The organism is Hymenobacter gelipurpurascens, from assembly GCF_900187375.1.
In the GTDB taxonomy this organism is placed as follows: Bacteria; Bacteroidota; Bacteroidia; order Cytophagales; family Hymenobacteraceae; genus Hymenobacter; species Hymenobacter gelipurpurascens.
Map to the genome: position 1 here is coordinate 288,949 of NZ_FYEW01000002.1, position 23,386 is coordinate 312,334.

General features: G+C 59.4%; 17 protein-coding genes. 7 read left to right on the forward strand and 10 right to left on the reverse strand.

What is annotated here, in order from left to right; translation table 11 throughout:
* Positions 1 to 146 precede the first annotated feature (146 nt).
* Positions 147 to 2,522: a SulP family inorganic anion transporter gene (locus tag CFT68_RS22145; protein WP_088843985.1), complete on the reverse strand. Its 2,376-nt coding sequence runs from the start codon at positions 2,520 to 2,522 to the stop codon at positions 147 to 149.
* A gap of 511 nt (positions 2,523 to 3,033) precedes the next feature.
* Here CFT68_RS22145 and CFT68_RS12985 point away from each other — a divergent pair.
* A complete protein-coding gene (locus CFT68_RS12985) occupies positions 3,034 to 3,813 on the forward strand; it encodes a DUF2490 domain-containing protein (protein WP_170934790.1) in 780 nt (259 codons plus the stop codon).
* Positions 3,814 to 3,907: 94 nt separating this feature from the next.
* On the forward strand, positions 3,908 to 4,699 hold the full coding sequence (locus tag CFT68_RS12990; protein WP_088843987.1) for an SDR family NAD(P)-dependent oxidoreductase: 792 nt from the start codon (positions 3,908 to 3,910) through the stop codon (positions 4,697 to 4,699).
* Between the two features lie 133 nt (positions 4,700 to 4,832).
* On the opposite strand, the gene CFT68_RS12995 is transcribed toward CFT68_RS12990, so the two are convergent.
* From CFT68_RS12995 to CFT68_RS13015, 5 genes are all read right to left on the reverse strand, one after another.
* Complete coding sequence (locus CFT68_RS12995; RefSeq protein ID WP_088843988.1) at positions 4,833 to 5,807, reverse strand: YitT family protein; 975 nt, start codon at positions 5,805 to 5,807, stop codon at positions 4,833 to 4,835.
* 131 nt (positions 5,808 to 5,938) lie between these two features.
* Positions 5,939 to 6,319 (reverse strand): hypothetical protein, encoded by a 381-nt coding sequence (locus CFT68_RS13000; protein ID WP_088843989.1) that lies wholly within the window; start codon positions 6,317 to 6,319, stop codon positions 5,939 to 5,941.
* 93 nt (positions 6,320 to 6,412) lie between these two features.
* A complete protein-coding gene (locus CFT68_RS13005) occupies positions 6,413 to 7,627 on the reverse strand; it encodes an NAD(P)/FAD-dependent oxidoreductase (protein ID WP_212590414.1) in 1,215 nt (404 codons plus the stop codon).
* 15 nt (positions 7,628 to 7,642) lie between these two features.
* The gene (locus CFT68_RS13010) at positions 7,643 to 8,095 is read right to left on the reverse strand and encodes a DUF4174 domain-containing protein (RefSeq protein ID WP_170934792.1); all 453 of its coding nucleotides are present in this window, start codon (positions 8,093 to 8,095) and stop codon (positions 7,643 to 7,645) included.
* 4 nt (positions 8,096 to 8,099) lie between these two features.
* Complete coding sequence (locus CFT68_RS13015) at positions 8,100 to 9,107, reverse strand: alpha/beta hydrolase (RefSeq protein ID WP_088843992.1); 1,008 nt, start codon at positions 9,105 to 9,107, stop codon at positions 8,100 to 8,102.
* Between the two features lie 202 nt (positions 9,108 to 9,309).
* Here CFT68_RS13015 and CFT68_RS13020 point away from each other — a divergent pair, with 202 nt between their 5' ends.
* The 4 genes from CFT68_RS13020 to CFT68_RS13035 all read left to right on the forward strand — a co-directional run bounded on the left by CFT68_RS13020 (position 9,310) and on the right by CFT68_RS13035 (position 14,281).
* Positions 9,310 to 10,047 (forward strand): L,D-transpeptidase family protein, encoded by a 738-nt coding sequence (locus tag CFT68_RS13020; protein WP_141106546.1) that lies wholly within the window; start codon positions 9,310 to 9,312, stop codon positions 10,045 to 10,047.
* Positions 10,048 to 10,500: 453 nt separating this feature from the next.
* Positions 10,501 to 12,366: a glycoside hydrolase family 2 protein gene (locus tag CFT68_RS13025; protein WP_212590415.1), complete on the forward strand. Its 1,866-nt coding sequence runs from the start codon at positions 10,501 to 10,503 to the stop codon at positions 12,364 to 12,366.
* 148 nt (positions 12,367 to 12,514) lie between these two features.
* Positions 12,515 to 13,075 (forward strand): NUDIX hydrolase, encoded by a 561-nt coding sequence (locus tag CFT68_RS13030; RefSeq protein WP_088843994.1) that lies wholly within the window; start codon positions 12,515 to 12,517, stop codon positions 13,073 to 13,075.
* 111 nt (positions 13,076 to 13,186) lie between these two features.
* On the forward strand, positions 13,187 to 14,281 hold the full coding sequence (locus CFT68_RS13035; protein ID WP_088843995.1) for a TolB family protein: 1,095 nt from the start codon (positions 13,187 to 13,189) through the stop codon (positions 14,279 to 14,281).
* 261 nt (positions 14,282 to 14,542) lie between these two features.
* Here CFT68_RS13035 and CFT68_RS13040 read toward each other — a convergent pair whose 3' ends face one another.
* Positions 14,543 to 15,940, reverse strand: a complete 1,398-nt coding sequence (locus CFT68_RS13040) for a DUF5723 family protein (RefSeq protein ID WP_141106547.1) — start codon at positions 15,938 to 15,940, stop codon at positions 14,543 to 14,545.
* 140 nt (positions 15,941 to 16,080) lie between these two features.
* On the opposite strand from CFT68_RS13040, the gene meaB reads away from it, so the two are divergent.
* Positions 16,081 to 17,058, forward strand: a complete 978-nt coding sequence (meaB, locus tag CFT68_RS13045; RefSeq protein WP_088843997.1) for a methylmalonyl Co-A mutase-associated GTPase MeaB — start codon at positions 16,081 to 16,083, stop codon at positions 17,056 to 17,058.
* Positions 17,059 to 17,267: 209 nt separating this feature from the next.
* Here meaB and CFT68_RS13050 read toward each other — a convergent pair whose 3' ends face one another.
* The 3 genes from CFT68_RS13050 to CFT68_RS13060 form a co-directional block, all read right to left on the reverse strand.
* Positions 17,268 to 19,937 carry a DUF5916 domain-containing protein gene (locus CFT68_RS13050; protein ID WP_170934793.1) on the reverse strand — a complete coding sequence of 890 codons (2,670 nt, stop codon included), beginning with the start codon at positions 19,935 to 19,937 and terminating at the stop codon, positions 17,268 to 17,270.
* Between the two features lie 205 nt (positions 19,938 to 20,142).
* Complete coding sequence (locus tag CFT68_RS13055; RefSeq protein WP_088843999.1) at positions 20,143 to 22,857, reverse strand: M56 family metallopeptidase; 2,715 nt, start codon at positions 22,855 to 22,857, stop codon at positions 20,143 to 20,145.
* A complete protein-coding gene (locus tag CFT68_RS13060; protein WP_088844000.1) occupies positions 22,854 to 23,267 on the reverse strand; it encodes a BlaI/MecI/CopY family transcriptional regulator in 414 nt (137 codons plus the stop codon). Before CFT68_RS13060 ends, CFT68_RS13055 begins: the two co-directional genes overlap by 4 nt.
* Positions 23,268 to 23,386 lie beyond the last annotated feature (119 nt).

The following is a 23,386-nucleotide window of genomic DNA, read 5'->3' on the forward strand; positions in this document are numbered from 1 at the left end:
TCCTTCCTTGGTCAGGATAACGTGCTTATTAACTGGTTCTAGGCCACTTCTCCAACTCACGCCACTTGAGGGGCTACTGGCCTAGGCCACTACGCAAACGGCCGGGCAAATTGCCCGGCCGTTGTAGTTCTGCTGCAACATACCGCTTAGGGCGTGCCCAGTGGGGCGTCGCTGCTCAAGGGCGGAATAGCGATGATGGGGCCGTAGGTGCTGCCCGTAGAGACCGAGAAAATAGCGGGTGGCTGATGCAGGTTGCCGCTGAGGCGAGACAACCCTTCGGGGCGCAGCTGGTAGCGCAGCACCGTGTCGTACTCGGCAAAATCGCGGCGGGTATCTACTTGCAGGTCCTCAATGCGGCCAGCGTGCGAATCGTAGACCCAGCCGTGGAGATGCAGGGGGCGGTTCTGCTGGCGCGCCTGCAGCACGGCGCTGGTTTGGTAGAGGTTATACACCTGCTCAATCACGTTCAGCTCTACCAGGCGGCGGTAGCGGTCTTCGTCGGTTTCCAAGGCGTTGAGCTCAGCGCTGTTGCGCTGCATCACATCGCGCACATTGCTGAGCCAGCTCGTGAGCATGCCGGGCTCCTGGGCCTCCATGGCTACGCGCACACCGCCGCAGCCATAGTGCCCGCACACCACCACATGCTCCACGCCCAACACTTCCACCGCGTATTCCAGCACCGACATCAGGTTCAGATCGGTACTCACCACCAGATTGGCTACGTTGCGGTGCACAAATACGTCGCCGGGCGCCGTCCCGATGATTTCGCTGGCTGGCACGCGGCTGTCGCAGCACCCGATGAACAGGAACTTGGGGGCATCGGTGCTCAGCTCAGAAGCCGGGTGCTGGGCATGCCGAAGCTTCTCCCCTACCCAATTGCGGTCGTTGTCGAAAAGCTTGTAGTAGGCCTCGAACTCGGCTTCCGGCTCGCTTACCTGGCGCTGCTCGGCAAGGTTCTGAGAGTAATCGTCGGCTTTGCGCAGAAACACCACCTGAATGTTGCGCTGGCGAGCCGTTTCACGGAAGTTTTCGATGGCACTGATAATATCCCGATCAATAAAGGCCGAGTTGGTACCGTCGATTTCGAGGGTGGCGTTTTCCGGGATATCCTTGAGCACCGTCAGGATGCTAGCCTTGTTGAGGAACGACACATGCTCGCCAAGGCTGATGCGGATTTTATCGCGCCCATCCACGGTATGGTGCTCGAAGAAATGGGCGTTGCGGTAGCTTTCGCGCAGGATAAAGAAGATGCCCACCGCCGCCCCGATGCCGATGCCAATCAGCAGGTCGGTAGCCAGAATGGCCACGATGGTCACGGCAAACGGCACAAACTCCATAACGCCCCCCTTCAGTTGCTCCCTGAAAATGCTGATGCGCGTGAGCTTATAGCCCGTAACCAGCAGAATAGCGGCCAGCGCGGCCCACGGCACCATGTTCAGCAGCTTCGGGAACAGCAGCACGCTCACCAGCAAAAACGTGCCGTGCAGCAGCGCCGCCACCTTGGTGCGCGCACCGGCATTGAGACTCACGGAGCTGCGCACAATCACGGAGGTTAGCGGTAGGCCACCCAGTAGGCCACTTACCAGGTTGCCGACGCCCTGGGCTTTCAGCTCGCGGTTGGTGGGCGTTTTGCGCTTGAGCGGGTCCAGCTCGTCGGTGGCCTCAATGGCTAGCAGGGCCTCCAGACTGGCTACCAGCGCAATAGACAGGGCCGCTATGTACACCTTGCTATTGGTGAGCTGGCTGAAATCGGGTAGCGTGAACAGTCCCTGAAAATCGGCAACACTACTTACTACCGGCAGCTGCACCAAGTGCGTGCCGCCCAACGCATAGGCCGGGCTCAGGGCCAGCACCAGCTGGTTGGCCGCCACGCCCAGCACTACCACCACCAGTGCGCCCGGCACTTTCGAGAGTACCGGGTGCTGCTTGATAATGGCCTGCTCCCAAAGCACCAGCACCGCCAGCGCCAGCACCGCAATGCCCAAGCCGGTGGGCTGAATGTGATGCACGGCCGTTTCTAAAAGGGCCAGAATGGTCGAGCCGGTTTTGGGGAACAAGGCCAGTGTTTCGGCCGCGTCGGCATCGTAGCCCAGCAAATGAGGCAGCTGCTTCATGATAAGGATAATGCCGATTGCAGCCAGCATACCCTTGATTACCGACGAAGGAATGAAGTTGCTGATGATGCCGGCCCGGGCCACGCCCATCACCACCTGCATCAGCCCCGCCACGCACACCGCCAATTGCAGCGCCCCAAACGAACCAAGCGACTCCAGCGCACTCACGACCACCAGAATCAGCCCGGCCTCCGGACCCGAAATACTCAGCGCCGACTTGCTCAGCGCCCCTACTACCAGCCCTCCCACTATCCCGGCAATAATACCCGCAAACAACGGTGCTCCGGAAGCCAGCGCAATGCCTAGGCACAGCGGTACCGCCACCAGAAACGAGACAAAGCCTCCCTGTAGATCGTTTTTGAAATAAGAGAAATCCAGAAAGCGGGAAGCAGAAGTTGCTTTACTCATATTCAGTTGAGAAAGAATAGCCAATAGAAAGCCAGGGGTAACAAGCCAATCAAAACGGTACGGCGGGAGCTATCAGAATAGCTTACAACCACTGCCGCTTGCCTCCTCCTTTGCCGTGTTTTTTGCTGATTACAGCAGGCAGCACGCACAGGCAAAAAGCTGAATATTACCTCTTAGCAAAAGTATAACCCAACCATATACCCGGAATTAAGCCATCGTTAAAAGGATGTTATAAGCACATTAAAGGCACATTACAACTTCATTAAAGCCAAATTATAACCGGATTAAAGCTCAGCAGTATCTGGCCGTTTCACTGCTCCTTTTCTTCAGCTGAAACTGGTATGCCGTAGGCCACTACACAGCCGACTACTGATACGCCACCATATCCTAGGGCCTGTGGGGCAGCCATGTCATTTGCTGACTGTCCACGGATCTGTTCACTGTCCTGCAGGCGCTAGGCCACTAGTGGGCGCGCATCCCTTGTGGTGGCGTTTGCGTTAGTCAGCAAGTGTTGATTTCCAGAGGTTTTTATAGTTGCCTGCTTGCTCTGCTGGGTGCCGGTGCCGTAGGCGGCCCTGAGGCGGCCGCCCAAGCCCGCCCGCCGGAGCGCATCCAGGACCGCAACAGTAATGCGTGGCTGGGCTACTTCAGCGATGCCCGCCTTACCCAGCGCTGGGGGCTGCATACGGAGTTTCAGTACCGGCGCACCAACGGCCTCCAGGATCCGCAGCAGTATTTTTACCGCGCCGGTCTCAACTACCACGCCACCGAAAAACTTCTGCTCACGGCTGGCTACGTGTACCTGCTTTCCCTCCCCTACGGCGACTTCCCCGACCCTGGCCGCAGCCACGAGCGGCGCCTGTACCTGAAGGCGGAGCTGGATAATGCCATCGGCCGCCTCTCGCTCACGCACCGCTACATCCAGGACCTGCGCTGGCTGCGCGGCCCCGAGGAAGTGGCCTACAGCTTCCAGAACCGATCCCGCTATCGGCTGCAGCTGAAGTTTCCGCTCACCAAACCCACCATAGAAGCCGGCACGCTCTACGCGCTGGCTTCGGATGAGATTTTCATCAGCTACGGGCCCAACGTGGCGGCCAACATCTTCAACCAAAACCGCCTGTATGGCGGCCTCGGCTACCAGATTACGGACGCGCTGGGCCTGGAAACCAGCTACCTGCAGCAAATTGTGCAGCATGATGATGGCGTGGTGTTCGAGAACAACCACACCGTGCAGGTCAGCCTCAATTTCAACCCCGATTTCCGCCCCGCCGCCCAGCGCCAGGCGGAGTAGCAGAGTGGCCTAGGCCACTTGTTCTTTCGGGAAGCAGTATACAAAACAGGCCTAGGCCTGTTGAACCGGGAATTGCTTCATTAATACAGCTATCATGGACTTACAACTCACGGGCAAAACGGCCCTCGTAACAGGCTCTACGGCTGGCATTGGGCTGGCTATTGCGCGCGGCCTGGCCGCCGAAGGCGCTCAACTTATCATCACGGGTCGCACCGACGGCCGCATTCAGGAAGCCCGCGCCGCTATACTGGCCGACTTTCCGCAGGCCCAGGTGCGGGGCGTGGTTGTTGATTTTGGCAAGCCCGAGGAAATTGCGCGCCTGCTGCAGCAGGTGCCTTCGGTGGATATTCTGGTAAACAACGTGGGTATCTTCGACCCAAAGCCGTTCGCAGAAATACCCGACGAGGAATGGCTACGCTTTTTTGAGGTGAACGTGATGAGCGGCGTGCGGCTTTCACGGCACTATTTCCCGCAGATGCTGGCCAAAAACTGGGGCCGCATCCTGTTTATCTCCAGCGAGTCGGGCCTGCAGATTCCGGAGGAAATGATTCATTACGGCACCACTAAAACCGCTCAGCTGGCCGTAGCGCGGGGCCTGGCCGAGCTCACGAAAGGCACCGGCGTAACGGTTAACTCGGTGCTGCCTGGCCCTACAGCCTCTGAGGGCGTGCAGGAGTTCATCGGGAAGCTATCAGCCGAAGGCAAGACGCAGAAGGAAGCGGAGCACGAGTTCTTCCGCGACGCTCGCCCCTCCTCGCTGCTGCAGCGCTTCGCTACCACCGAGGAAGTGGCCAGCATGGTTGTGTATCTGTCGAGCCCGCTGGCCTCCGCCACCAATGGCGCTTCCGTGCGGGTAGATGGCGGCGTGATTCGGAGCATCGGTTAGGCCACTTTTGTTCGTAAAAAAGCCCGTTGATTTCTCCTACTAGGAGAAGTCAACGGGCTTTTTGCTGGAATACAATTCCAGCAAAAAACACAACTCTCCTGCTCAGTCGAGGAGAGAATAACCATTTTGGTTTCTAGTGCAGAGGGCGTTTTTTCACTAGGCCACCTTTAGTGTCTCGCACGCTGCTCATCACTACGAAGGCTTGCGGGTCGAGGCGGTCGATTTCGTCGGTGAGGCGCGTGACTTCCAGGCGCGTAACCAGGGTGAAGATGATATCCAGGGTTTCGAGCTGCTCGCCACGGCTGCCGAAACCGCGCTTGCCCAGATAAATAGTTGCGCCCCTGCCCAGCTTCTCGGTTATCATCTTCCGGATTTCATCGGAGCGCTGCGAGATGATAGTTACGCCAGTGTATTCTTCAATGCCTTCAATGATGAAATCCATCGTCTTGGCCGCCGACAAATACGCCAGAATGGAGTACAGCGCGGTAGTGATGGACAGCAGCATAGCGGCCACCCCGAAGATCAGAATATTGATGACCAACACGATATCGCCCACACTCAGGGGTGTTTTCTTGCTGATGTAGACGGCCAGGATTTCGGTGCCATCCAGCACGGCGCCACCCCGTATGGCCAGGCCAATACCAGCGCCCAGAAAGAAGCCGCCAAACACCGCAATCAGGAGCTTATCGGTGGCAATAACCGGGAAGGAAATCACGAGCAGCACCAGTGCCAGGCCCAGAATGGCGGCCAGGGTGCGCAAAGCAAACCCCCTACCCAGCTGGTAATAGCCCATGATGATGAACGGGATATTGATGACCACAATCAGGACGGACAGGGAAATACCGGTCAGCTGATTAGTCAGTAGAGAAATACCCGTTACGCCGCCATCAATGAACTCATTAGGCAATAAAAAGCCCTTCAGGCCCAAGGCAGCGGAGAAAATACCGGCCACAATAAGACCAGCCTGAACCAGCGGACGGCGCAGACTGCGGCCGGTGTTGGCTAATAAATCGGCGGGAAACTCCGGCAAAGGGCCGCCCGGCGGAGGTGTGGACAGACCACTCGTGGGCTTTTTGTTGCGCTCGAGCAACAGTTGCTGTAAAAACATAAGAGCAGAATAAGCAGATGAGGAAAGCGCCCTCCAGTGTGCAAGGCGCTACTGGCCTAGGCCAGACAAAACAGCAGACGCCGGCCACCCAGGGGCCGCGCCTACTACCTACAACAATTCTTATCTGCTTTTTACGGGGCGTTAGGTGATAACGCCGTCAGCAACAGCCGAACCCGAAACAAGTCGGGAACCGCACATGCCTGCAAGGCAGCCGGCCGGCCTACGGCTGACGGCCATACCAGCTCGGGCCAGCTGAATACGGCGGGCAGCCAGGCGCCGCTGCTAGTGCCTACCGGCACATCGGGCGCGGCCGGCAGCAGCGCAGCGTGTTCCTGCAAGTGCGCCAGCGTAAGCTCCGGCTGCTGCCCTACTGCCTGATGCCCGGCCTGAACTCGCTGCGGAGTCCGCTCAGGCGTGACCAGCGGCGCATCCAGATACCACCAACCGCCCAACCAAATGGTTAGTAGCAGCGACAGGCGCAGCCAGGGCGATATAGGGAAGCGAACAGGCACAGAAAATACGGGCTTACCAGCGCAAGCCCTCTTACATAGAAACGCGGTGAGCTCAGTAAAGTTAAGCTTACCGAACGCGGAAGCCGCAAGAAATCAGCCAAAATTCCTGACGAGGGCCTGCCGTATCCAGGGCCAGCGCGCCACCCGCACCACGCTATTTACCAACCAAGGCTGCCCCGAAAGAAAGCGCATTAGGCGGTAGCGCTGGCCTAGCGGCCGCCCAATGCGCCGCTGCACTTCTGCCTGGTACTGGTGCAGGCTGGCCGCGCTAAAATCATTCTGCTGGAAACACCGCAAGGCGTGCTCGGCGGCCAGTAGGCCACTTTGCACCGCCTTATCAATTCCGTGGCCTTGCATGGGGTCGATGAGGGCCGCCGCGTCGCCGCAGAGCAGGGCACGCGGGCCCGTGAGTGGCCTGGCTGAGCCGCCCAGCGGGAGCCCAAAACCTTTTATTTCGGAGAGTGGCCGGGCCTCCCGGAACTGGGGTGCCAGGGCGGGGTGCTCTGCCAGCAGCTCCCGCAGCACAGCTTTCAGGTCGATCTGGTCGCGGGCAATATCGGAGGAAAGCATGCCGAAGCCGACGTTGTACACGCCATTGCCGACTGGAAACACCCAGCAGTAGCCAGCCAGGTGTTGCCGCAGAAAATAAAAGTCGCTGGTAGTTTCGGGGGCATTGGTTACCCCCGAATAGTATGCCCGCACGGCCGCGCAGTGGCGGCTGCGGTCGAGCGGCCATGGCGCCAGGTGGCGGCCTACCACCGAGTTTGCCCCGTCGCAGCCAATCACGAGGCGGGCCGTGAGGGGCGGCTGAGCATGATTGGCGGAGTGAAGGGTAACGTGGCTGGAACAGGCCTCTACCGTCTTCACTGGCCAGTTTTCCAGCACCGTAGTGGTGGTGTGGCGGCGCACCAGCTTCAGCAGAGCCTCATCAAACTGCAGCCGGGGGCTGTTGAAGGCCGGTGCTTTCCAACTGATGCTGACCTCGGCGCCGCCGGGTGCCACCAGCCGGCTGTGCGCTACATCGGCGCGGTGCGAGGCCAGCAGGACGCGCAGCTCGGCCGCGTAGGCCACATCGAGGCCGGCGAGGGCCTTGAGGGTGGGACTGGGAATGGCGTCGCCGCAGATTTTGTCGCGCGGAAACTGGGCTTTATCTACCAGCGCCACCCGTAGGCCACTCCTGCGCAGCGCCAGGGCGCAAGCCGTGCCTGCTGGTCCGGCGCCTACTAGTAGTACATCGTAGTCGGTAATCACAGAATCGGGCACGCGGGCGGGCAGGTTGGCAAGGCGCCAAAGGTAACGAAGCGCCACCAGTGGCCTAGGCCACTACTTGGGGCGGCGGGCTTCCTGGCGGCGCATAGGCATGGTATCAATGGTCCCAAACAAGGAAGTTGGGCTGATTGGCGCTGTTTCGCGGCGCTTCACACCTCCATCTTTCCCGATGAGCAATAGCGTAAACGCGGCGGGCTTCACCCCCAATTTTTGCATGATGTACTGCCGGTCGGGGTTTGATAGCTGATCGAAGAGTACTTCCCGCACCACTATGTCCCGCTCCTGCAGCTCGGCCGGAGCGGCGGCCAACTGATGGCGTTGGGCCTTCAGTTCAGAAGATGCACTATTGGGGGCGCAGAGCAGCACCACGCGCTTCTGCCACCGCTGTTTCGGGAGCCACGTTGCAAATGCGCCCTCCGAGGCTTGGGCCAGGGCACTGGAAACCACCAAGCCACTTATAAGTAGCAGCAGAGCCATCCAACGGGTCAGGGGAATAAGGCAGTACATGGGTTTAGTTGGGTTCTTCTTGGTGAGTATCCTTGGGTAACGCCTTACCCAGCCAGTCGAATAGCACGCGGTAGGCCTCTGCCCGCACCGCTTTCCGGGACAGAAACACATCATGAATGGCACCTTCCAGAGCGTGCGCCGTAACGTGGATACCCAGCCGCGGCGACAGCGCCCGGATATGCTCCACGTTCAGGACGGCATCGGTGCGGTGCAGGTCTTCACGCTGGCCCCGCTGGTAGGAGCGCGTGGAGAACAGCACGAGCACTGGCACCGCAATGCCCAGCCCCCGCCGTACCTGGGCGTGCCCGGCCCGAATGGCGTTCAGCCAACCCGCGTTCAGGGCAAATACCTGGTTGGGTTTCCAGTCTAAATCGTAGTCCCACTCGCCGTGGAAGTTCTTATGCAGGCTCCGGCCATACACAGGGGGCAGCGTGCCGGGCAATTTCAGATCTGGCCACCAGGCGCCGAGCTGTGCCATAAGGGGCGTGCCCACCCGCCGCAACAGCCAGGGCTGGTTCATTTCCAGAAACGGGCTGTTGAGTACCAGCGCGGCCAATCCGCCCTGCTCCTTGCGTTGGCCAGTATAAAGCGCCGTAATAAGGCCACCGGTGGAGTGCCCGGTCAGGACGAGTGTGGTGTTGCCCTCGGCACGCATCTGGGCCAGAGCGGCATCCAGATCCTGAAAATACTCGCTCAGGTTGCGCACGTTGTTGGGGCGCTGATGCGGCCGGATGGAGCGGCCGTACTTGCGCAGATCGAGAGCGTAAAAGTGAAAGCCGTGGGTGTTGTATTCGGTAGCCAGCTCCCGCTGAAAGAAGTAGTCGTTGAAGCCGTGCACATACAATACGGCTCGCGTGGTATGCGCTGGGGCACGTTTGCGCACCAGCGTGCTCACCACAGGGCCTTCATAGTCTTCAGCAGCGGCAGGAACCAGGGTCAGTTGCTCGAAATCGTCGCCCAGCACATCGGGCACGTAGTCGGAGCGCTCAGCAGCAGGAGTTAAAGAAGCCATGGAACACCATACGGAAAGAGCCGATTGTAGGTAGTGTTTAACTGGCCTAGGCCTACGCGAAGAATCGTCTGGCTGGGCCAGAGCTCAGAATCAACACGTTATATATTAGTATCCTGATACTTGAATCCGGTCAGCGGGCGTTGAGCTGAAAAAGGCGAAGCAGCTTGTCTCGTGCAAGGCTGTAGGCCACTACCTTTACTTCATGCGTCTTCTGTTTTGGGCGGCGGCTCTTGCCACTGCTTTCTCTCCTCTCTCCTCCCCCGATCCGGCCTTCCGACAAGAGCAACTGCGCTTCCCAAGGGTGCGCGAGGCCTACTCCCTAAACGGAACCACACTGCAGGCCCAGTTGCAGCAGCACGGCATTGCGCCGGAGCGGCTGGAGCTATTTATCAGGGCCCTGAAGGTGGAGCGGCGCGTAGAAGCCTGGGGCCGCAACCAGGGCGAAGGTGAGTTCCAGTTGCTGCGCACGTTTCGGCTGGCCGGCACCTCGGGCACGCTGGGGCCCAAGCGCCGCCTGGGTGATGGGCAGGTGCCGGAGGGGTTCTACCACATCAACCGCTTCAACCCCAACAGCCTCTTTCACCTGTCGTTGGGCCTCGATTACCCGAACGCCGCCGACCTGCAGCATAGTGGCCTACAAGACCCCGGCAATGATATTTTCATTCATGGCTCCGATGCCACCATTGGCTGCCTGCCCATCACTGATGCCGGTATTCGGGAGCTGTATGTGCTGGCCGTGGAAGCCCGCGCCGCCGGCCAGCTGGATATTCCGGTGCATATTTTCCCGTTTGAGCTGACGGATGCCAACATTGCCCGCCGCATGGCCAGCCCGCACACGGCCTTTTGGTTGGAGCTGGCGCCCGGTTACCAGCGCTTCGCCGATACGCATCAGCTGCCTACCGTCACTGTAGAGGCCGGCGGCGCCTACGCGGTGCAATAGCTGTAATCAGCCGGCAGGTACTTTTGGTGGCACCGCGCTAGGCCTCTGATGTAGGCTGTGGCAGTAAGCTGTGATAGTAAGACAAAAGAACGTCCTGCTGAGCGGAGCCGAAGCATCTCTACCTCTGACCACTCCACTGGCCTAGGCCTATTGAAACGAAGCGGTAGAGATGCTTCGGCAAGCGGACGGCAGATCAAGCATGACGTTTTGGGTTGATATAGGTATCTGTTTAGAGCCACTATCTACATACCCTAGCGCATACCAGCCCGTTGCAGCACCGGTAAATAGGCCTTTACCATTTTATCTACTATACTACTTCGGTTATCAGCCTGCACCGGGCGCAGCGCCCTGCCACGCCAGCTCGACTGGCCTAGCAGCTCATTGCATTATGAACAGATTCTTCGCTGAAGCCAACCTGACAAGCACAGCATTACCACTCTATACTTCCCACTTATGCTATTATCCAACCTGATGAAAGCCCTAACGGTCGCCTTGCTACTGGTGGGCACTTTCAACAGCTTGCCGCTGATAGGCCAGTCAATTTTGCTTCAGAACATGCCGGCGCGGCGCGTGCTGAGTTTGAACGGCAGCTGGAATTACATCATCGACCCCTACGAAAACGGTTTTTATGATTACCGCCGCGAGGCCTTTGACCAGTCGAAATCCGGCAAAGGCGGCTACTACGACAATGCCAAGCCCAGCAGCACGCAGGAAGAAGAGCTGATTGAGTATGACTTCGACAAGTCGCAGGCCATGCAGATTCCCGGCGACTGGAACTCCCAGGACCCCAAGCTGCTCTACTACGAGGGCACTATCTGGTACAAGAAAAGCTTCAACCTCCAGCCCAAAGCCGGCAAGCGCTACTTCCTGTATTTTGGGGCGATTAACTATGAGTCGCACATTTACCTAAACGGCAAGAAGCTGGGTATGCACAAGGGCGGGTTCACACCCATTCAATATGACATCACGGACCGCTTGAGCACGACCGGCGACAACTTTGTGGTGGTGAAGGCCGACAACACCCGCCGCCCCGAGGAAGTACCCACCATCAACACCGACTGGTGGAACTACGGCGGCATCACGCGCGACGTATTCATTGCCGAAACGCCCCAGACATACATCACCGACTACAAAGTCCAGCTCGCCAAAAACGACCCGAACACGCTGGCAGGCTACGTGCAGCTCAGCGGCGAAGGCCGCGCCAACCAAAGCGTAACCCTCTCAATTGGCGAAGCCAACATCAGCCAGAAGCTGAAAACGGATACCGAAGGCCGGGCCACGTTTAGCGTGCCCGCCCGGAAGCTCACGCGCTGGTCGCCGCAAAACCCGAAGCTCTACGCCGTAACCCTGCGCAGTGGCACCGATGAAGTGAAGGACCGCATCGGCTTCCGCAGCATCGAAACACGCGGCCAGGATATTCTGCTGAATGGCAAGTCTGTTTTCCTGCGCGGCATTTCCATGCACGATGAAAACCCGCTGATTCCGGGCCGGGCGCGCGGCGAAGGCGACCTGCGCATGCTCCTGACCTGGGCCAAGGAACTCGGCTGCAACTATGTGCGCCTGGCTCACTATCCGCACAACGAAACCATGCTCAAGCTAGTCGATGAAATGGGCCTGCTGGTGTGGGCCGAGGTGCCCGTGTACTGGACTATTGCCTGGGAAAACCAAGCCACCTACCAGAACGCCGAGCAGCAGCTCTCCGACCTGATTTCAATGGGGAAAAACCGCGCCAGCGTGGTGGTCTGGTCCGTCGGCAACGAAACGCCGCTTGGCGAGCCGCGCCTCAAGTTCATGAGCAGTCTGGCCAAGAAAGCCCGCGCCCTCGACGACACGCGCTTGATTTCGGCGGCCCTGGAGCTGCACCGCACCCCCGACAATGTGATGCACGTAGATGACCCACTGGGCGAATTTCTGGACCTGACCAGCATCAACGAATACGCCGGCTGGTACTGGGGCGGCAAGCCCAGCGAAATCACGAAGTACACTTTCGATATCAAGTACAACAAGCCCGTCATGATCAGTGAGTTTGGCGGCGACGCGCTGGCCGGCTACCACGGCGACGCCAACACCCGCTGGAGCGAAGAATACCAGGAGGCACTCTACCAAAACCAGCTCAAGATGCTGAGCACTATTAAAGGACTACGCGGCATGACGCCCTGGATTCTGGCCGACTTCCGGGCTACCCGCCGCCAGCACCCGGTGTACCAGAACGGCTTCAACCGCAAAGGCCTGATTTCTAGCACCGGCACCAAGAAAAAGGCCTTCTATGTGCTGCAGGATTACTACCGCCAGATGGCCCAGCAATACGACGGAAAGTAGCGGGGTCGGGAGTTTGGCATGCAGAGGAGCTTCTCTGGCTAAAACACCTCAGTAACAAAGCTGCATAGCGTCCAATATTCCTCTTTCAAATAAGAACGCCCGGAGTGGCCTAGTAACTGATGGTGCGCTCTGGGCGTACCTTTGTACCATGCTTACGCCTTCTATTTCCGACGCCGATTTTCCTATACCTAAGACTTTTCGGGAGTCTGCCGTGCTGGTGCCGGTGTTTCGGGATGATGCCGGTGAAGTGCAGATTGTGATGGTGCGCCGCTCGGCCTTTGGCGTGCACGGCGGCCAACTGGCATTTCCTGGTGGCAAGCGCGACCCCGAAGATGAATCGTTGCAGGCTACGGCCTTGCGAGAGGCGTACGAGGAAGTGAAGCTTCTGCCCACCAATGTGGAAATTCTGACCTCATTGCCCAGCGTGCCTGTCCCCTCAGGCTTTCAGATTTCGCCGTTTCTGGGGCGCATTGCCCGCCCGGAAGTGTGGGAATGGCAAACCCGCGAGATTGATGAAGTGCTAGAAATTCCGCTGCGCCACCTCGCCGATACTGCCACCCATACTGAAGAAGAATGGAACCTACCCGGCTGGCCCGGCCCGCGCCGCGTCCCTTATTTCCGCGTCGGAGACTACAAGCTCTGGGGCGCCAGCTACCGCATCATCCAGCCCCTGATTCCGCGCCTGCTGGCCGGCGAATGGGAGGTGTAAAGTGGCCTAGACCTGTCATTGCGAGGAGGCACGAGTGGCCTAGGCCACTCGTTCACTAATCTGGCACGAATTTGCGTTAGTAATATCATCAGCGTATTTAACGCCCTATTCATGAAACGACTTTCGCTTCTGTTGCTTTTGCTGTTGCCGGCCGTGGCTTCGTTTGCCCAGCGGGAACAGTCTATCTGGTTGTTTGGTCAGCAGGCCGGCCTGAGCTTCCCCGCCGATGGCGGCGCGCCCACGCCCCTGCTCACCAGCAAAATGACGACCTACGAGGGCTCGGCGGTGGCTACCAATCAGCAGGGACAACTATTGTTCTACACCAACGGCGAGTTTGTGTTCAACCGCCAGCACCAGGTGATGCCCAGCGGCAAGAAGCTGATGGGCTCCAACTCCAGCACCCAGAGCGCCCTCATCGTGCCCGACCCCGGCAGCGGCAATGTGTTCTATGTGTTCACGGTAGCGGCCCAGGGCACCAGCGGTGGACTACGCTACTCCACCGTGGATATGACCCGCGACAACGGCCTCGGCGACGTGCCCCGCGCCAATGCCCTCCTGATTTCACCCGTGGCCGAGAAGCTGGCCGCCGTACGCCACCAAAACGGCCGCGACGTCTGGATTGTAGCCCACCGCTGGAACTCCAATGCTTTCGTGAGCTTCCTGGTAACCGCCGATGGCGTGCAGAGCAAGCCCATTATGAGCAATGTGGGCAGCATGCACGCCGGCCCCGGCCGCAACGCCATCGGCGCCATGAAGTTCTCGCCCGATGGCAAAAAGCTGGCCGTAGCCCTGTGGCGCGAAGCCAACAAATATGAAGTATTCGACTTCGACCGAAATACTGGCCTAGTGCGCAATGTGAAGTCGTACGGTCCTTATCCGGAGGCCTACGGCGTGGAGTTTTCGCCCGATGGCACCAAGCTCTACGGCTCCAGCAACGGCGAAGGCGGCGGCCAGGCCCAGATCTTTCAGATTGACCTGAAAACCGGCAAAGCTGCCGTTGTTGGTAAATCGGCGAACCGCAAAGTGGGCTCCCTGCAGCGCGCCCCCGACGGCAACATCTACGTGGCCCGCGAGGATAACCAGTTCCTGGGCATTATCCAGAACCCCAACTCCGACAACGCCAAGTACCTCGACGACGGCCTCAAACTAGGCGGCCGCCGCAGCAAGCTAGGCCTCCCCAACTTCATCACGGAACCCGGGAAATAGGTGATTGAGTGAGAAGGTGAGTTTGATGTGCTAGTGGCCTAGGCCTGTCATTGCGAGGACGAAGGACGAAGCAATCCTTCCTTGCCGTTGCACGAACTATTCATTTACTCAAAAGCCCTTACTTCCACCGTGGAGGTAAGGGCTTTTGCTTTTTAAGGACTTGACGCCGCGAAAAGGAAAGATTGCTTCGACACTGACTTGATGCGCCACATGCTCACGATGACACAACTGGCCTAGGCCACCTCATGAATCCATCAAACCTCACTGCACATCGCCGCCAATTTTAAACCGAAGGAAGCCAGCGGCCACGGAGAGGTAGGGATTCTTGGAGGCTACCAGGCCTACCACGTCGCGGGTGCTGACGCCGGCTTCGTAGAACGAGGTGGTGAAGGTGAAGCCTAGCGGCACACTCAGGCCGTAGCCGGCGCCGCCGGTCAGGCCGCTGCTCAGGCGCAGCCAGTGCACGGGCTTGTAGTCCAGGCCTGCGCCGATGAAGGTGTTAGGTAAATTACCGGCCACCTCGTTGAGGGGCATCGTCACATCAAGGCCCGCTTCAAAATATTCGCTGATGCGTAGACCGACGCCGGCACGGAGCTTGGTGGCCAGATTAGCGCGGCGGGTTTGGCCGGCCTGGTACTGAAACAGGCTATCGGTGCCGGCCGCGAAGATCTGGGTGGCTTCCTTGATGAAGTTATAGGTCCCGACACCGCTGGAATTGAGGCGCTTGAGCGGCTGGTCGTTGCCGGTGACCAGGTTGCCCTCCCACTCCATGTGCCCGATATCGGTGACGGATACGCCCAGGCGCAGGGCCTTGCCTACCTCGGCGGCCAGGCCCAGATCAAAGCCGTTCCCTTTGCCCACAGGTTTCAGTCCGTTGCCGGTTTTTAGGTTGAAGCTGGGGTCGGTGGTTAGGGAGCCGTAGTTGATATCGAACACCGGCGACATGGCGCTGTAGGCCTGTAGGTTGCCGGGCTGCACCCGAATATCGACAATGCCCACGCCCTGAATGTAGCGGTAGCCCGCCCCCGCCGAGAGCTGAAACAGGGGCAGATCTATCAGGCGCGTGCCCCAGGCCAGGTTGAACTCATTAAGCGCAGAAAACTGCATTTCGGTGCCAGCCAGCGCCTCCGATACCAGCGGAATGTTGCCGGCCGCTGCCGAGGTGTACACCGGCGCATCGCGCCCCAGAAACAGCAGATCGGCGGCGTTCTGGTTCAGGCCCACGTGCCCCGCCGACCGGATTCGGTTGCTGATGGCAATACCCCCGATAACCGGCAGCTGCACCGCCAGCCCGAAGGTGGTAGCGTCGGCGTTCATGTTCAGGGCATTATCGGAGGCAAACGCCCGCGCCAGCTCCTGCCGGTCGGGGGCAGAAAGCGGGTCGTTGGTGTTGTAGATGAACTTGCGCAGCTGCTGGCGCGTGAGCGACTGAGAGCCCGCCCCGGCGCCCACTTCGCCTATCGTGAAGGCAAACTTGGCGCCGCCCACCCGGCCCAGATTGGCGGGGTTGATGCCGATGGCCTGGTAGTCGGTGGCGAAGGTGGTGGCCACGCCGCCCCGGCCCGTGGCCGTGAAGTTGCTGAGCTCGTTTTGGGCGTGCAGCGCGGTAGGCAATGCCAGCGCAACGCCGAGTAGCAGAGAAAGAGGAGCGCGTTTCATAAGCGAGAATGTGGCGGAAGCTTCGTTAGTTTGGGACTTGTAGGTCCGGCTGGCTACGTAGGCCAGTCGCCACCCGCTCCCCGAAGGCAACCGGTATCGGCTTCAAACTAACGAAGCTTCTGCTACATTTCTTTTCCGCTTTGGCTAAACGCTTCTCCGTTTCTGAATATACTGATGGCATATTGGCTGGCAACCGCGTCATGCTGAGCCGGGCCATTACGTTGGTGGAAAGCACGCTGCCTACCGATCAGGCCCTGGCCCAGCAGGTGCTGGATGCGGTGCTGCCGTACGCGGGCCGCTCGGTGCGAGTAGGTATTACGGGGGTGCCGGGCGTGGGCAAAAGCACGTTTATTGAGGCCCTAGGCCTGCATTTGGTGCGCGAGCTAGGCCACCGCCTGGCGGTATTGGCCGTAGACCCCACCAGCCAGCGCAGCGGCGGCAGCATCCTCGGCGACAAAACCCGCATGAACCTGCTGGCCGCGCACCCCCAGGCCTATATCCGGCCCTCCCCAGCCGGCCGCAGCCTGGGCGGCGTCACGCGCAGCACCCGCGAGGCGCTGGTGCTCTGTGAGGCCGCGGGCCACGACGTGATATTTGTGGAAACCGTGGGCGTAGGCCAGAGCGAAACGGCCGTGCACGGCATGGTCGATTTTTTCCTACTCCTGATGCTCGCCGGCGCCGGCGACGAGCTGCAAGGCATCAAGAAAGGCATCATGGAAATGGCCGATGCCGTAACCATCACCAAAGCCGATGGCGGCAACGAGCTGGCCGCCCGCCGGGCCCGCGCTGAGTACCAGAATGCGCTGCACCTGTTCCCATTGGCGCCTTCCCAATGGAGCCCGGTAGTCACTACCAGCTCAGCGGTATCAGGTGCGGGTGTGCCCGAAGTGTGGGAAGTAATCCAGCGGTATGTGCAGCAAACGCAGGAAAGCGGCTATTTCCAGCGCCGCCGCCAGGAGCAGAACTTGCACTGGCTCCACGAGACCATCCGCGAAGCGCTGGAAACCCGTTTCTACGCCCGCCCCGACGTGGCCACTCGCCTCGCCGAAATCCGCCAGCAGGTAATGGACGGCCGCAAATCAGCCTTCGGCGCCGCCGAGGAACTGCTAGGCCTGTAGGCCACTTATTTTACTGTAAGCTTATAAAAGCACGTCGGCACGAGGAAAATGCAAAAAAGAACGTCATGCTGAGCGCAGCCGAAGCATCTCTACCGCATTGCTAACTCATTTGATTAGCTCCGGTAGAGATGCTTCGGCTGCGCTCAGCATGACGTTCTTTTTTAGGATGACGTGCTTTTACTTTTGATGTATCACGTACCCGCACTGGCCTAGCCGGCCAGCTGGCGCTTCACCATCAGGTAATCGAGGTAGTACAGGATTTTGATGGAGATGCTGTTGTTATGGGGCGTGTTGATGGTGTTGTTCAGGTTATCGAAGTAGAGCGGCGTGGCCTCGTTAGATTCCAGGAACGACGAGCTGGCGTTTTTCCAGACGATGCTCACTTGCGAGCCGGGCGCAAACCACCACGAGTACACCGCATCCACGTTGAAGGCGTTGAACGTGTTGTCGCGGTTGCGGCGGTAGTCTATGGGGGTTTCTAGGCCACCTTTCTTGAGGTGAGCAAAGTCGCGGTAGTTCACCGTGCTGGTGTAGTGGCGCGTGCGGATAGTGAACGACATCCGGTTGTTGAAGGTATAGGCACCCGAAATCGTGTTGGTGACGGTGAGCACGCGGCGGCGGCCCAGCAGTACGTCTACGGGCGGTTTGCCGAGCAGCACATTGCCGCCCAGCTGCCGAATGATGGCGGTATCCTGTGGCAGGCTTGAGTCTAGGCCACCGTTCACGTAGCCCACTTGGTTTTGGCGCAGGTTCCAGTCGAGGCTGTAGCGGAAGTTGAGCTGGTTGCTGACGCGGTAGCGCGGCGAGATATTCCAGCCGTAGCCCATGCGGCGCGGCCGCTCCAGCCGGTCGTCCTCGGCATACCAGCGCACTCCGCCGTTGAAATCCCAGGCTAGCTTCTTGCGGTAATCGGAGGAGATAAAGCCGCCGATATTGGCATTCACGGGCACCCGCACGTAATAGTCGCCGAGCGGGTACTGGCGCGGCTCATAGTAATCGTGCGTGATGGGGTTAGCATCTATGTTGGCGCCCACCGTGAGAAAGCTCTTCGTGAAAGTTGTGTTAAAGCCGCCCGACACGTTGGCGTTCTGGTAGCGCGTGGGCTTATACAGCACCGAGTGGTTCAGGTTAAAGAAGGTGTATAGATTGTTGACCTTCCAGAAGGGCTTGTACTTGTTGTAGCTGGCGTATAGGCCCTGGCTGATGTTATTATTGCCAAACAGGATGCCCAGATCATTGGGGTTGTACTTATCCGACTCTATGCCGTGGTTTAGGCCCCAGGTGAAGTTGCCGCTAATCTTGCTCACCCCAATCTGGTACTTATAGCCGTCCTGGTCACCGATTTCCTCTTCCGAGCCAAACTGCTTACCTCGCAAACGCGAGTACACCAGGCGGCCATCTACGGCATAGCTGTTCTTCTTATTAGCGAAGCGAAATAGGCCACCCGTCACGTTGGCGTCGTAGGTCTGGCCCCAGCGCGTGACGTTGGTATTGATGAGGGAGACGTAGGAGTTGTTTTTCAGGCTTTGGTCCAGCACCATGATGCTGTAGTTGCTGAAGGGCTGCGTGAGCACGTCGCGCTGGCGGCCATCCACAGAGTCGCGCACGGTGGCGTACACGTCGTTGCTGAGGGCGTTGAACACCCCTACACCTAACCCATTCTTGGTGCGGCCCGATACTTTGGTGGCATTCAGCAGGCGTGTGATACCGGGGTTACTCACCACCGCTTCCCCTGGCCTACGCTGACCATCTGGCCCCATTTCACTTTGCCGCAGCTGGCTGCTCACATCCCCAAACCCAATAGGCGTGGCCCCTACACGGCGAGAGTAGAACAGGTCGCCTTTGTTAAACAGCTCGGTGCCTTCGGTGAAGAACTGCCGGTTTTCCTGAAACTGCACCTCAAACGGCGAAAGGTTCAGCACCTGGTTGTCGCTCTGCACCTGCCCGAAGTCGGGCACCAGTGTGGCATCCAGCGTAAAGCTTTCGTTGATGCCCCACTTCACATCGGCGCCGCCGTTGAAGCTGGTGCTGGTGTTGCGGGTGCCCTGCTCTTTGTAGGGAAAATGGTTGACGTAGCTGGAAACGTAAGGCGTGAGCGAAAGCCGCAGCGGCGGCTGGATGTCGTGCAGGCCCTGCAGCTCGCCCCACTGGTTCACGAAGCCATCCACGGCCGGCTTCACCTCGTTCCAGAAAAAGGCCTGGTTGTCGCGCTTGCGCTGGCGCATAAAGTTCAGGCCCCACACCTGATCCTTCGCTTTGCTGAAGCGGATAGCCGAATACGGAATCCGCATTTCACAGTACCAGTCAGTGCCCTTCATGGAGGTGCGCGAGTCCCACACGGCGTTCCAGTTGCCATCTTCGCCGCCAGCCGGCGAGTAGCGCGCATCTACCTGCACCCCACCCGTACTCACAATGAAGCTGTAGCCGTTCAGCTGGTCGTGGTAGGTATCCAGGAAAATGCCAATAAAGTCGGAGTTCCCAATATCGTCGCGGGCGGTTAGCTCCCGCATGATGGAGTCCTGCGAGACGTCGTGCATGATGGCGCCCACATACAGGTTGGCATCATCGTAGAGCACGCGCACCTCGGTGGGGTGCTTCTCATGGGGGCCGGGATTGGGGCGGTTCTGAATGAAATCAGTAGCGATGGGTGCCTGCTGCCAGATGGCTTCGTCGAGCTGTCCATCGAGCTTAATAGCATCGGTAATGCGCAGCGCCTGCAGCTGGCGCTTGGGCGACGGCAAGGCTGCGGCGGCATTGGTCGCTTTATCAGGCGGGCTGGCAGATTGGGCCTGGGCTAGGCCAGTAAGCGTAGTCAGCCAGAGCAGCAGGAACACACGGAAGCATTTCACGGCGCGCAGACGGGAGGAGATGTGGGACAAGCGAAGGGGTGGATGGGTGGTGAAACACCTGATGAGTGGCCTAGGCCAGGGCATCAGGACGAGGTGGCGCCGCCGATATATATAGCGTGGGCGGAATGCTGCAATAGATGATGACACAAGGCCAACCGTTGCCTGTTACTTAAAACTTTCCCATAAAAAAACGGCCGCCGTTGCAGCGGCGGCCGTTCCTCAACTAATCAGGCCCTTACTCATTCACGTTTATCTGAATGTTGCGGCGGGTTTTAGTGCCCTTGCTGTCAGGGGTTACGGGTGCGTCCAGCAGCTTGCGGTACTTCTCGGCAATGGCGGCAGACTGCTTTTTGCCGTTCAGGCTCATGCCTTCGTCGTTGAGCTGAAACTGGAAGTTTTTCTCGTTGGCACCCAGCAGGCCATCCTTGCGCAGCTCTGCCCGAATCTCATCGGAATCGACGCGGGGCGGTGCTGGTGGAGCTGGCGGGGCCACGGGGGCCGGCGCTGGGGGTGCGGGCGGCGCCATCGGCGACATGGCTCGTGGAGCCCGGGGTGGCCGTGGAGGTGCTGGCATATCTCCGTTACTCCGATTGGTTGACTGGCGGTTGATTGCGAAGGTGTTATTAGCGGTGAGCTTGCGGCCCGTTTGCTTCTCCACGAGGCGCAGATACTTGTCGCGGAGGGCTGAAGACTGCTTCTTGCCGTTCACCGTGAGGGTGGTAGCGTTGAGGCTGAACTGAAAGTTAGCATCGTCTTTAACGAGGCCATCCTTGCGTAGCTCGCGGCGCAGTACAGCTTCCGTTTCCTCGCTTTCCCGACGACGCTTTTCCGAGTCAACCCGGCGCATTTCGCTGTCGTGGCGGCGCATATCCAAATCGTGGCGGCCCATTTCTGCGTCATTGCGACGCATCTCAACCTCCAGGCGGCGCATTTCCGCTTCGTGGCGGCGCATTTCGGCTTCCAGCTTGCGGTTTGCCGCGTCTAGCTCCTGCTCAGTGCCTCCACCCCGGAAATCATCCCGAATTTCGAAATCCTGCTGCAGATTCCGGCGCATCTCGTCTTGCTGATGTCTGATTTTGGCCAGCTCCCGGCCAATTTCCTCGCGTTGCTCTTGGTTCAGGTTGGCGTCTTGCAGCGTGTTTTCCAGAGAGCGAGCGGCCCCCTGTAAGGCCCGGGCCTGCACATCTCTGCCTCCGGCATTCAGGTTCCGGTTCATTTCCACCCGCACCCGTGGGCTGCGCAGCTGGCGGCTGGCTACATCGGTAGAACGGCGGGCTTGCTGCCGAATGCGTTCTATCTGTACCTCGCTCAGGCCAGGGCTGGGCATGGTGAAAACGCGGGAGAAGTTGTCATCGAAGTGGAAGTCGAAATCGGAGCCGTTGCTGCTCCACGTGCGGCCGTTAGGCCCCACCCGAATCACTTCAACTTCGCGCTCATTCTTCTTGCCCTTCTTCGCTTTTTTGTCGGTTGATGCGCCTTCTACCCGGCGGCCATCCACGAACAACTCGGTCACGCGGCCTTTTTTATCTTTCTCGATAACCACGGTGCCAGGCCGACGTGCGCCTTCCTGCACTACTACTACCTGCTTGCTGCGCTTGCGTTTTTTGTCCTTGGCGTCGTCTTGCAGGATGCTGAGCGGCTGCATTTCCTCCTCGGCCTGCTCTACCTCCGGCAGTTCGGGCACATCTGGCGCATCTGGCACCACTGCTACCTCGTCGGGCGAAGCCGGGGCAGCAGGTACCGCAGGCACGGCGGGCAGTATCGGTGCTTTGCGGCTAGTATCGGGCAGGGTTTGCAGGAATGGCAAGCGACCTAGCGCGCCACCTTCATTTTCATCGGTATCTACTGGCCTAGGATCGGCCATGGCTACAGCCGAGGTCAGGAGCACCATACCACCCAGCACCAGGCAGGCGGCCATAAAGCCTTCGGTGAACGTGGGCGCGGTGCGGCCTTGCACCAGCCGCTTGATGCGGCTAAGCACAGAACCATCGGGCCCCAGCGCCGACAGTGCCAGTTGGGCCGGTGTAGCGGGCACTACGCTCAGCTCAGCCAGGGCGGCTAGCGCGCGGGCCACGGTCAGGGGGTTGCCCCCAACCAGAGCCGTAGCGGCATCATCGCAGCAGTTTTCGCGCTCGGTGCGCAGGCAAGCCGTGATGAACCATACGGCCGGATGGTAGAAAAACAGCGTTTCCGCTACCGATTGCACCAGGTTCATGAGATAGTCGCGGCGGGCTACGTGGGCCAGCTCGTGGGCCAGAATAGCTTCCAGATACGTTTGGCTCAGGCCCGTCACGGTACCCAGCGGCAGCAATACCACGGGCCGCAAGTGGCCTACCACCACTGGCACGCGCACCAGCGCCGACTCCAGCAGCTCAACCGGCTGCCGCAGCCCGGCCCGGGTGGCCAGCACCGCCAAACGGGCCTGCCATTCCTCAGACAACGGCTGCACCCGGTAGCGGCGCAAACGCTGCACGTAGGCCAGTCCGCCCATCAGGCGCAGGGTCATGGCCAACAGGCCTAGCAGCCACACGGCCACCAGCATGGGCAGGTTCTGGTCGAAGTAGTTCAGCCAGGCCTGCAAACGAGAAGGCGCCGGAGCGGCTTCAGCCACTAAACCCGGCTCCGAGGCAGCTACAGTGACAGCAGAACGAATGCCCGAAGCAGTTGGCGCCACCGCTACAGCGGCGGCTTTAGCTGTCGCAACTTCGGCGGCCTGCTCTGTGCGGGCAGCTGCGTAGTAGCGCCCAAAGGTGACGGTAGCCAGCACCAGCAACGCCACCAAAGCCGCCGCCGCCGTGTTATAACGCACCACGGCTCTATGCCGACGCAGCAGCAACAGCAACCCCGCCAATGCCAGCGCTACCACCGCGCCTTGCCACAACGAGTGCACTAAAGTCCAGCCGAGGGCGCGTACCAGCGCCGGTGGCAGTAGTTGTTCGAGCCAGTTCATGACGCGTCGTCGGTTGAGGTGGTGTCGTTCTTGATTTCAATGTCGTTGAGCAGACGGCGGATCTGCTGCAGCTCCTCCTGCGAGGTATTTCGGTTGCCCAGCGCCTGCATCACCAGCTTCATGGCCGAGCCGCCGAAGGCTGATTCCACGAAACGATCAAGGAGCAGGCCCTGGGTTTCCTCCTCGCGCACGGCGGCCCGATAGATGTGCGTTTTGGTGCTGTCTTCGCGCAGCACCAGCACTTTTTCCAGCATTAGCTGCAACAGCTTCAGCGTGGTGGTGTAGCCCACATCGCGCTTCTTGCTGAGCTCATCATTCACGAAGCGGACGGTGCTGGGGCCATGTTGCCAGAGCACCTGCAATATTTCCAGCTCCGATTCAGTAGGTTTGGGGGCAGGTGATTTATTCATAATTGCAGTGTTTGATACTACGAAGCAGTTCGTACATCAAACATATACGAACCATATCGTAGATGCAAGTAATATCTACGATTTATTTCGTACAATATTACTGCCTACTGTTATACTGT

Bases quoted from the DNA above. Each gene is read 5' to 3' on its own strand.
- CFT68_RS13030 (WP_088843994.1), top strand. From the start codon at position 12,515: ATGCTTACGCCTTCTATTTCCGACGCCGATTTTCCTATACCTAAGACT.
- CFT68_RS13060 (WP_088844000.1), bottom strand. From the start codon at position 23,267: ATGAATAAATCACCTGCCCCCAAACCTACTGAATCGGAGCTGGAAATA.
- CFT68_RS12990 (WP_088843987.1), top strand. From the start codon at position 3,908: ATGGACTTACAACTCACGGGCAAAACGGCCCTCGTAACAGGCTCTACG.
- CFT68_RS13055 (WP_088843999.1), bottom strand. From the start codon at position 22,857: ATGAACTGGCTCGAACAACTACTGCCACCGGCGCTGGTACGCGCCCTC.
- CFT68_RS13035 (WP_088843995.1), top strand. From the start codon at position 13,187: ATGAAACGACTTTCGCTTCTGTTGCTTTTGCTGTTGCCGGCCGTGGCT.
- CFT68_RS22145 (WP_088843985.1), bottom strand. From the start codon at position 2,522: ATGAGTAAAGCAACTTCTGCTTCCCGCTTTCTGGATTTCTCTTATTTC.
- CFT68_RS13020 (WP_141106546.1), top strand. From the start codon at position 9,310: ATGCGTCTTCTGTTTTGGGCGGCGGCTCTTGCCACTGCTTTCTCTCCT.
- CFT68_RS13010 (WP_170934792.1), bottom strand. From the start codon at position 8,095: ATGTACTGCCTTATTCCCCTGACCCGTTGGATGGCTCTGCTGCTACTT.
- CFT68_RS12995 (WP_088843988.1), bottom strand. From the start codon at position 5,807: ATGTTTTTACAGCAACTGTTGCTCGAGCGCAACAAAAAGCCCACGAGT.
- CFT68_RS13040 (WP_141106547.1), bottom strand. From the start codon at position 15,940: ATGAAACGCGCTCCTCTTTCTCTGCTACTCGGCGTTGCGCTGGCATTG.
- CFT68_RS13025 (WP_212590415.1), top strand. From the start codon at position 10,501: ATGCTATTATCCAACCTGATGAAAGCCCTAACGGTCGCCTTGCTACTG.
- CFT68_RS13015 (WP_088843992.1), bottom strand. From the start codon at position 9,107: ATGGCTTCTTTAACTCCTGCTGCTGAGCGCTCCGACTACGTGCCCGAT.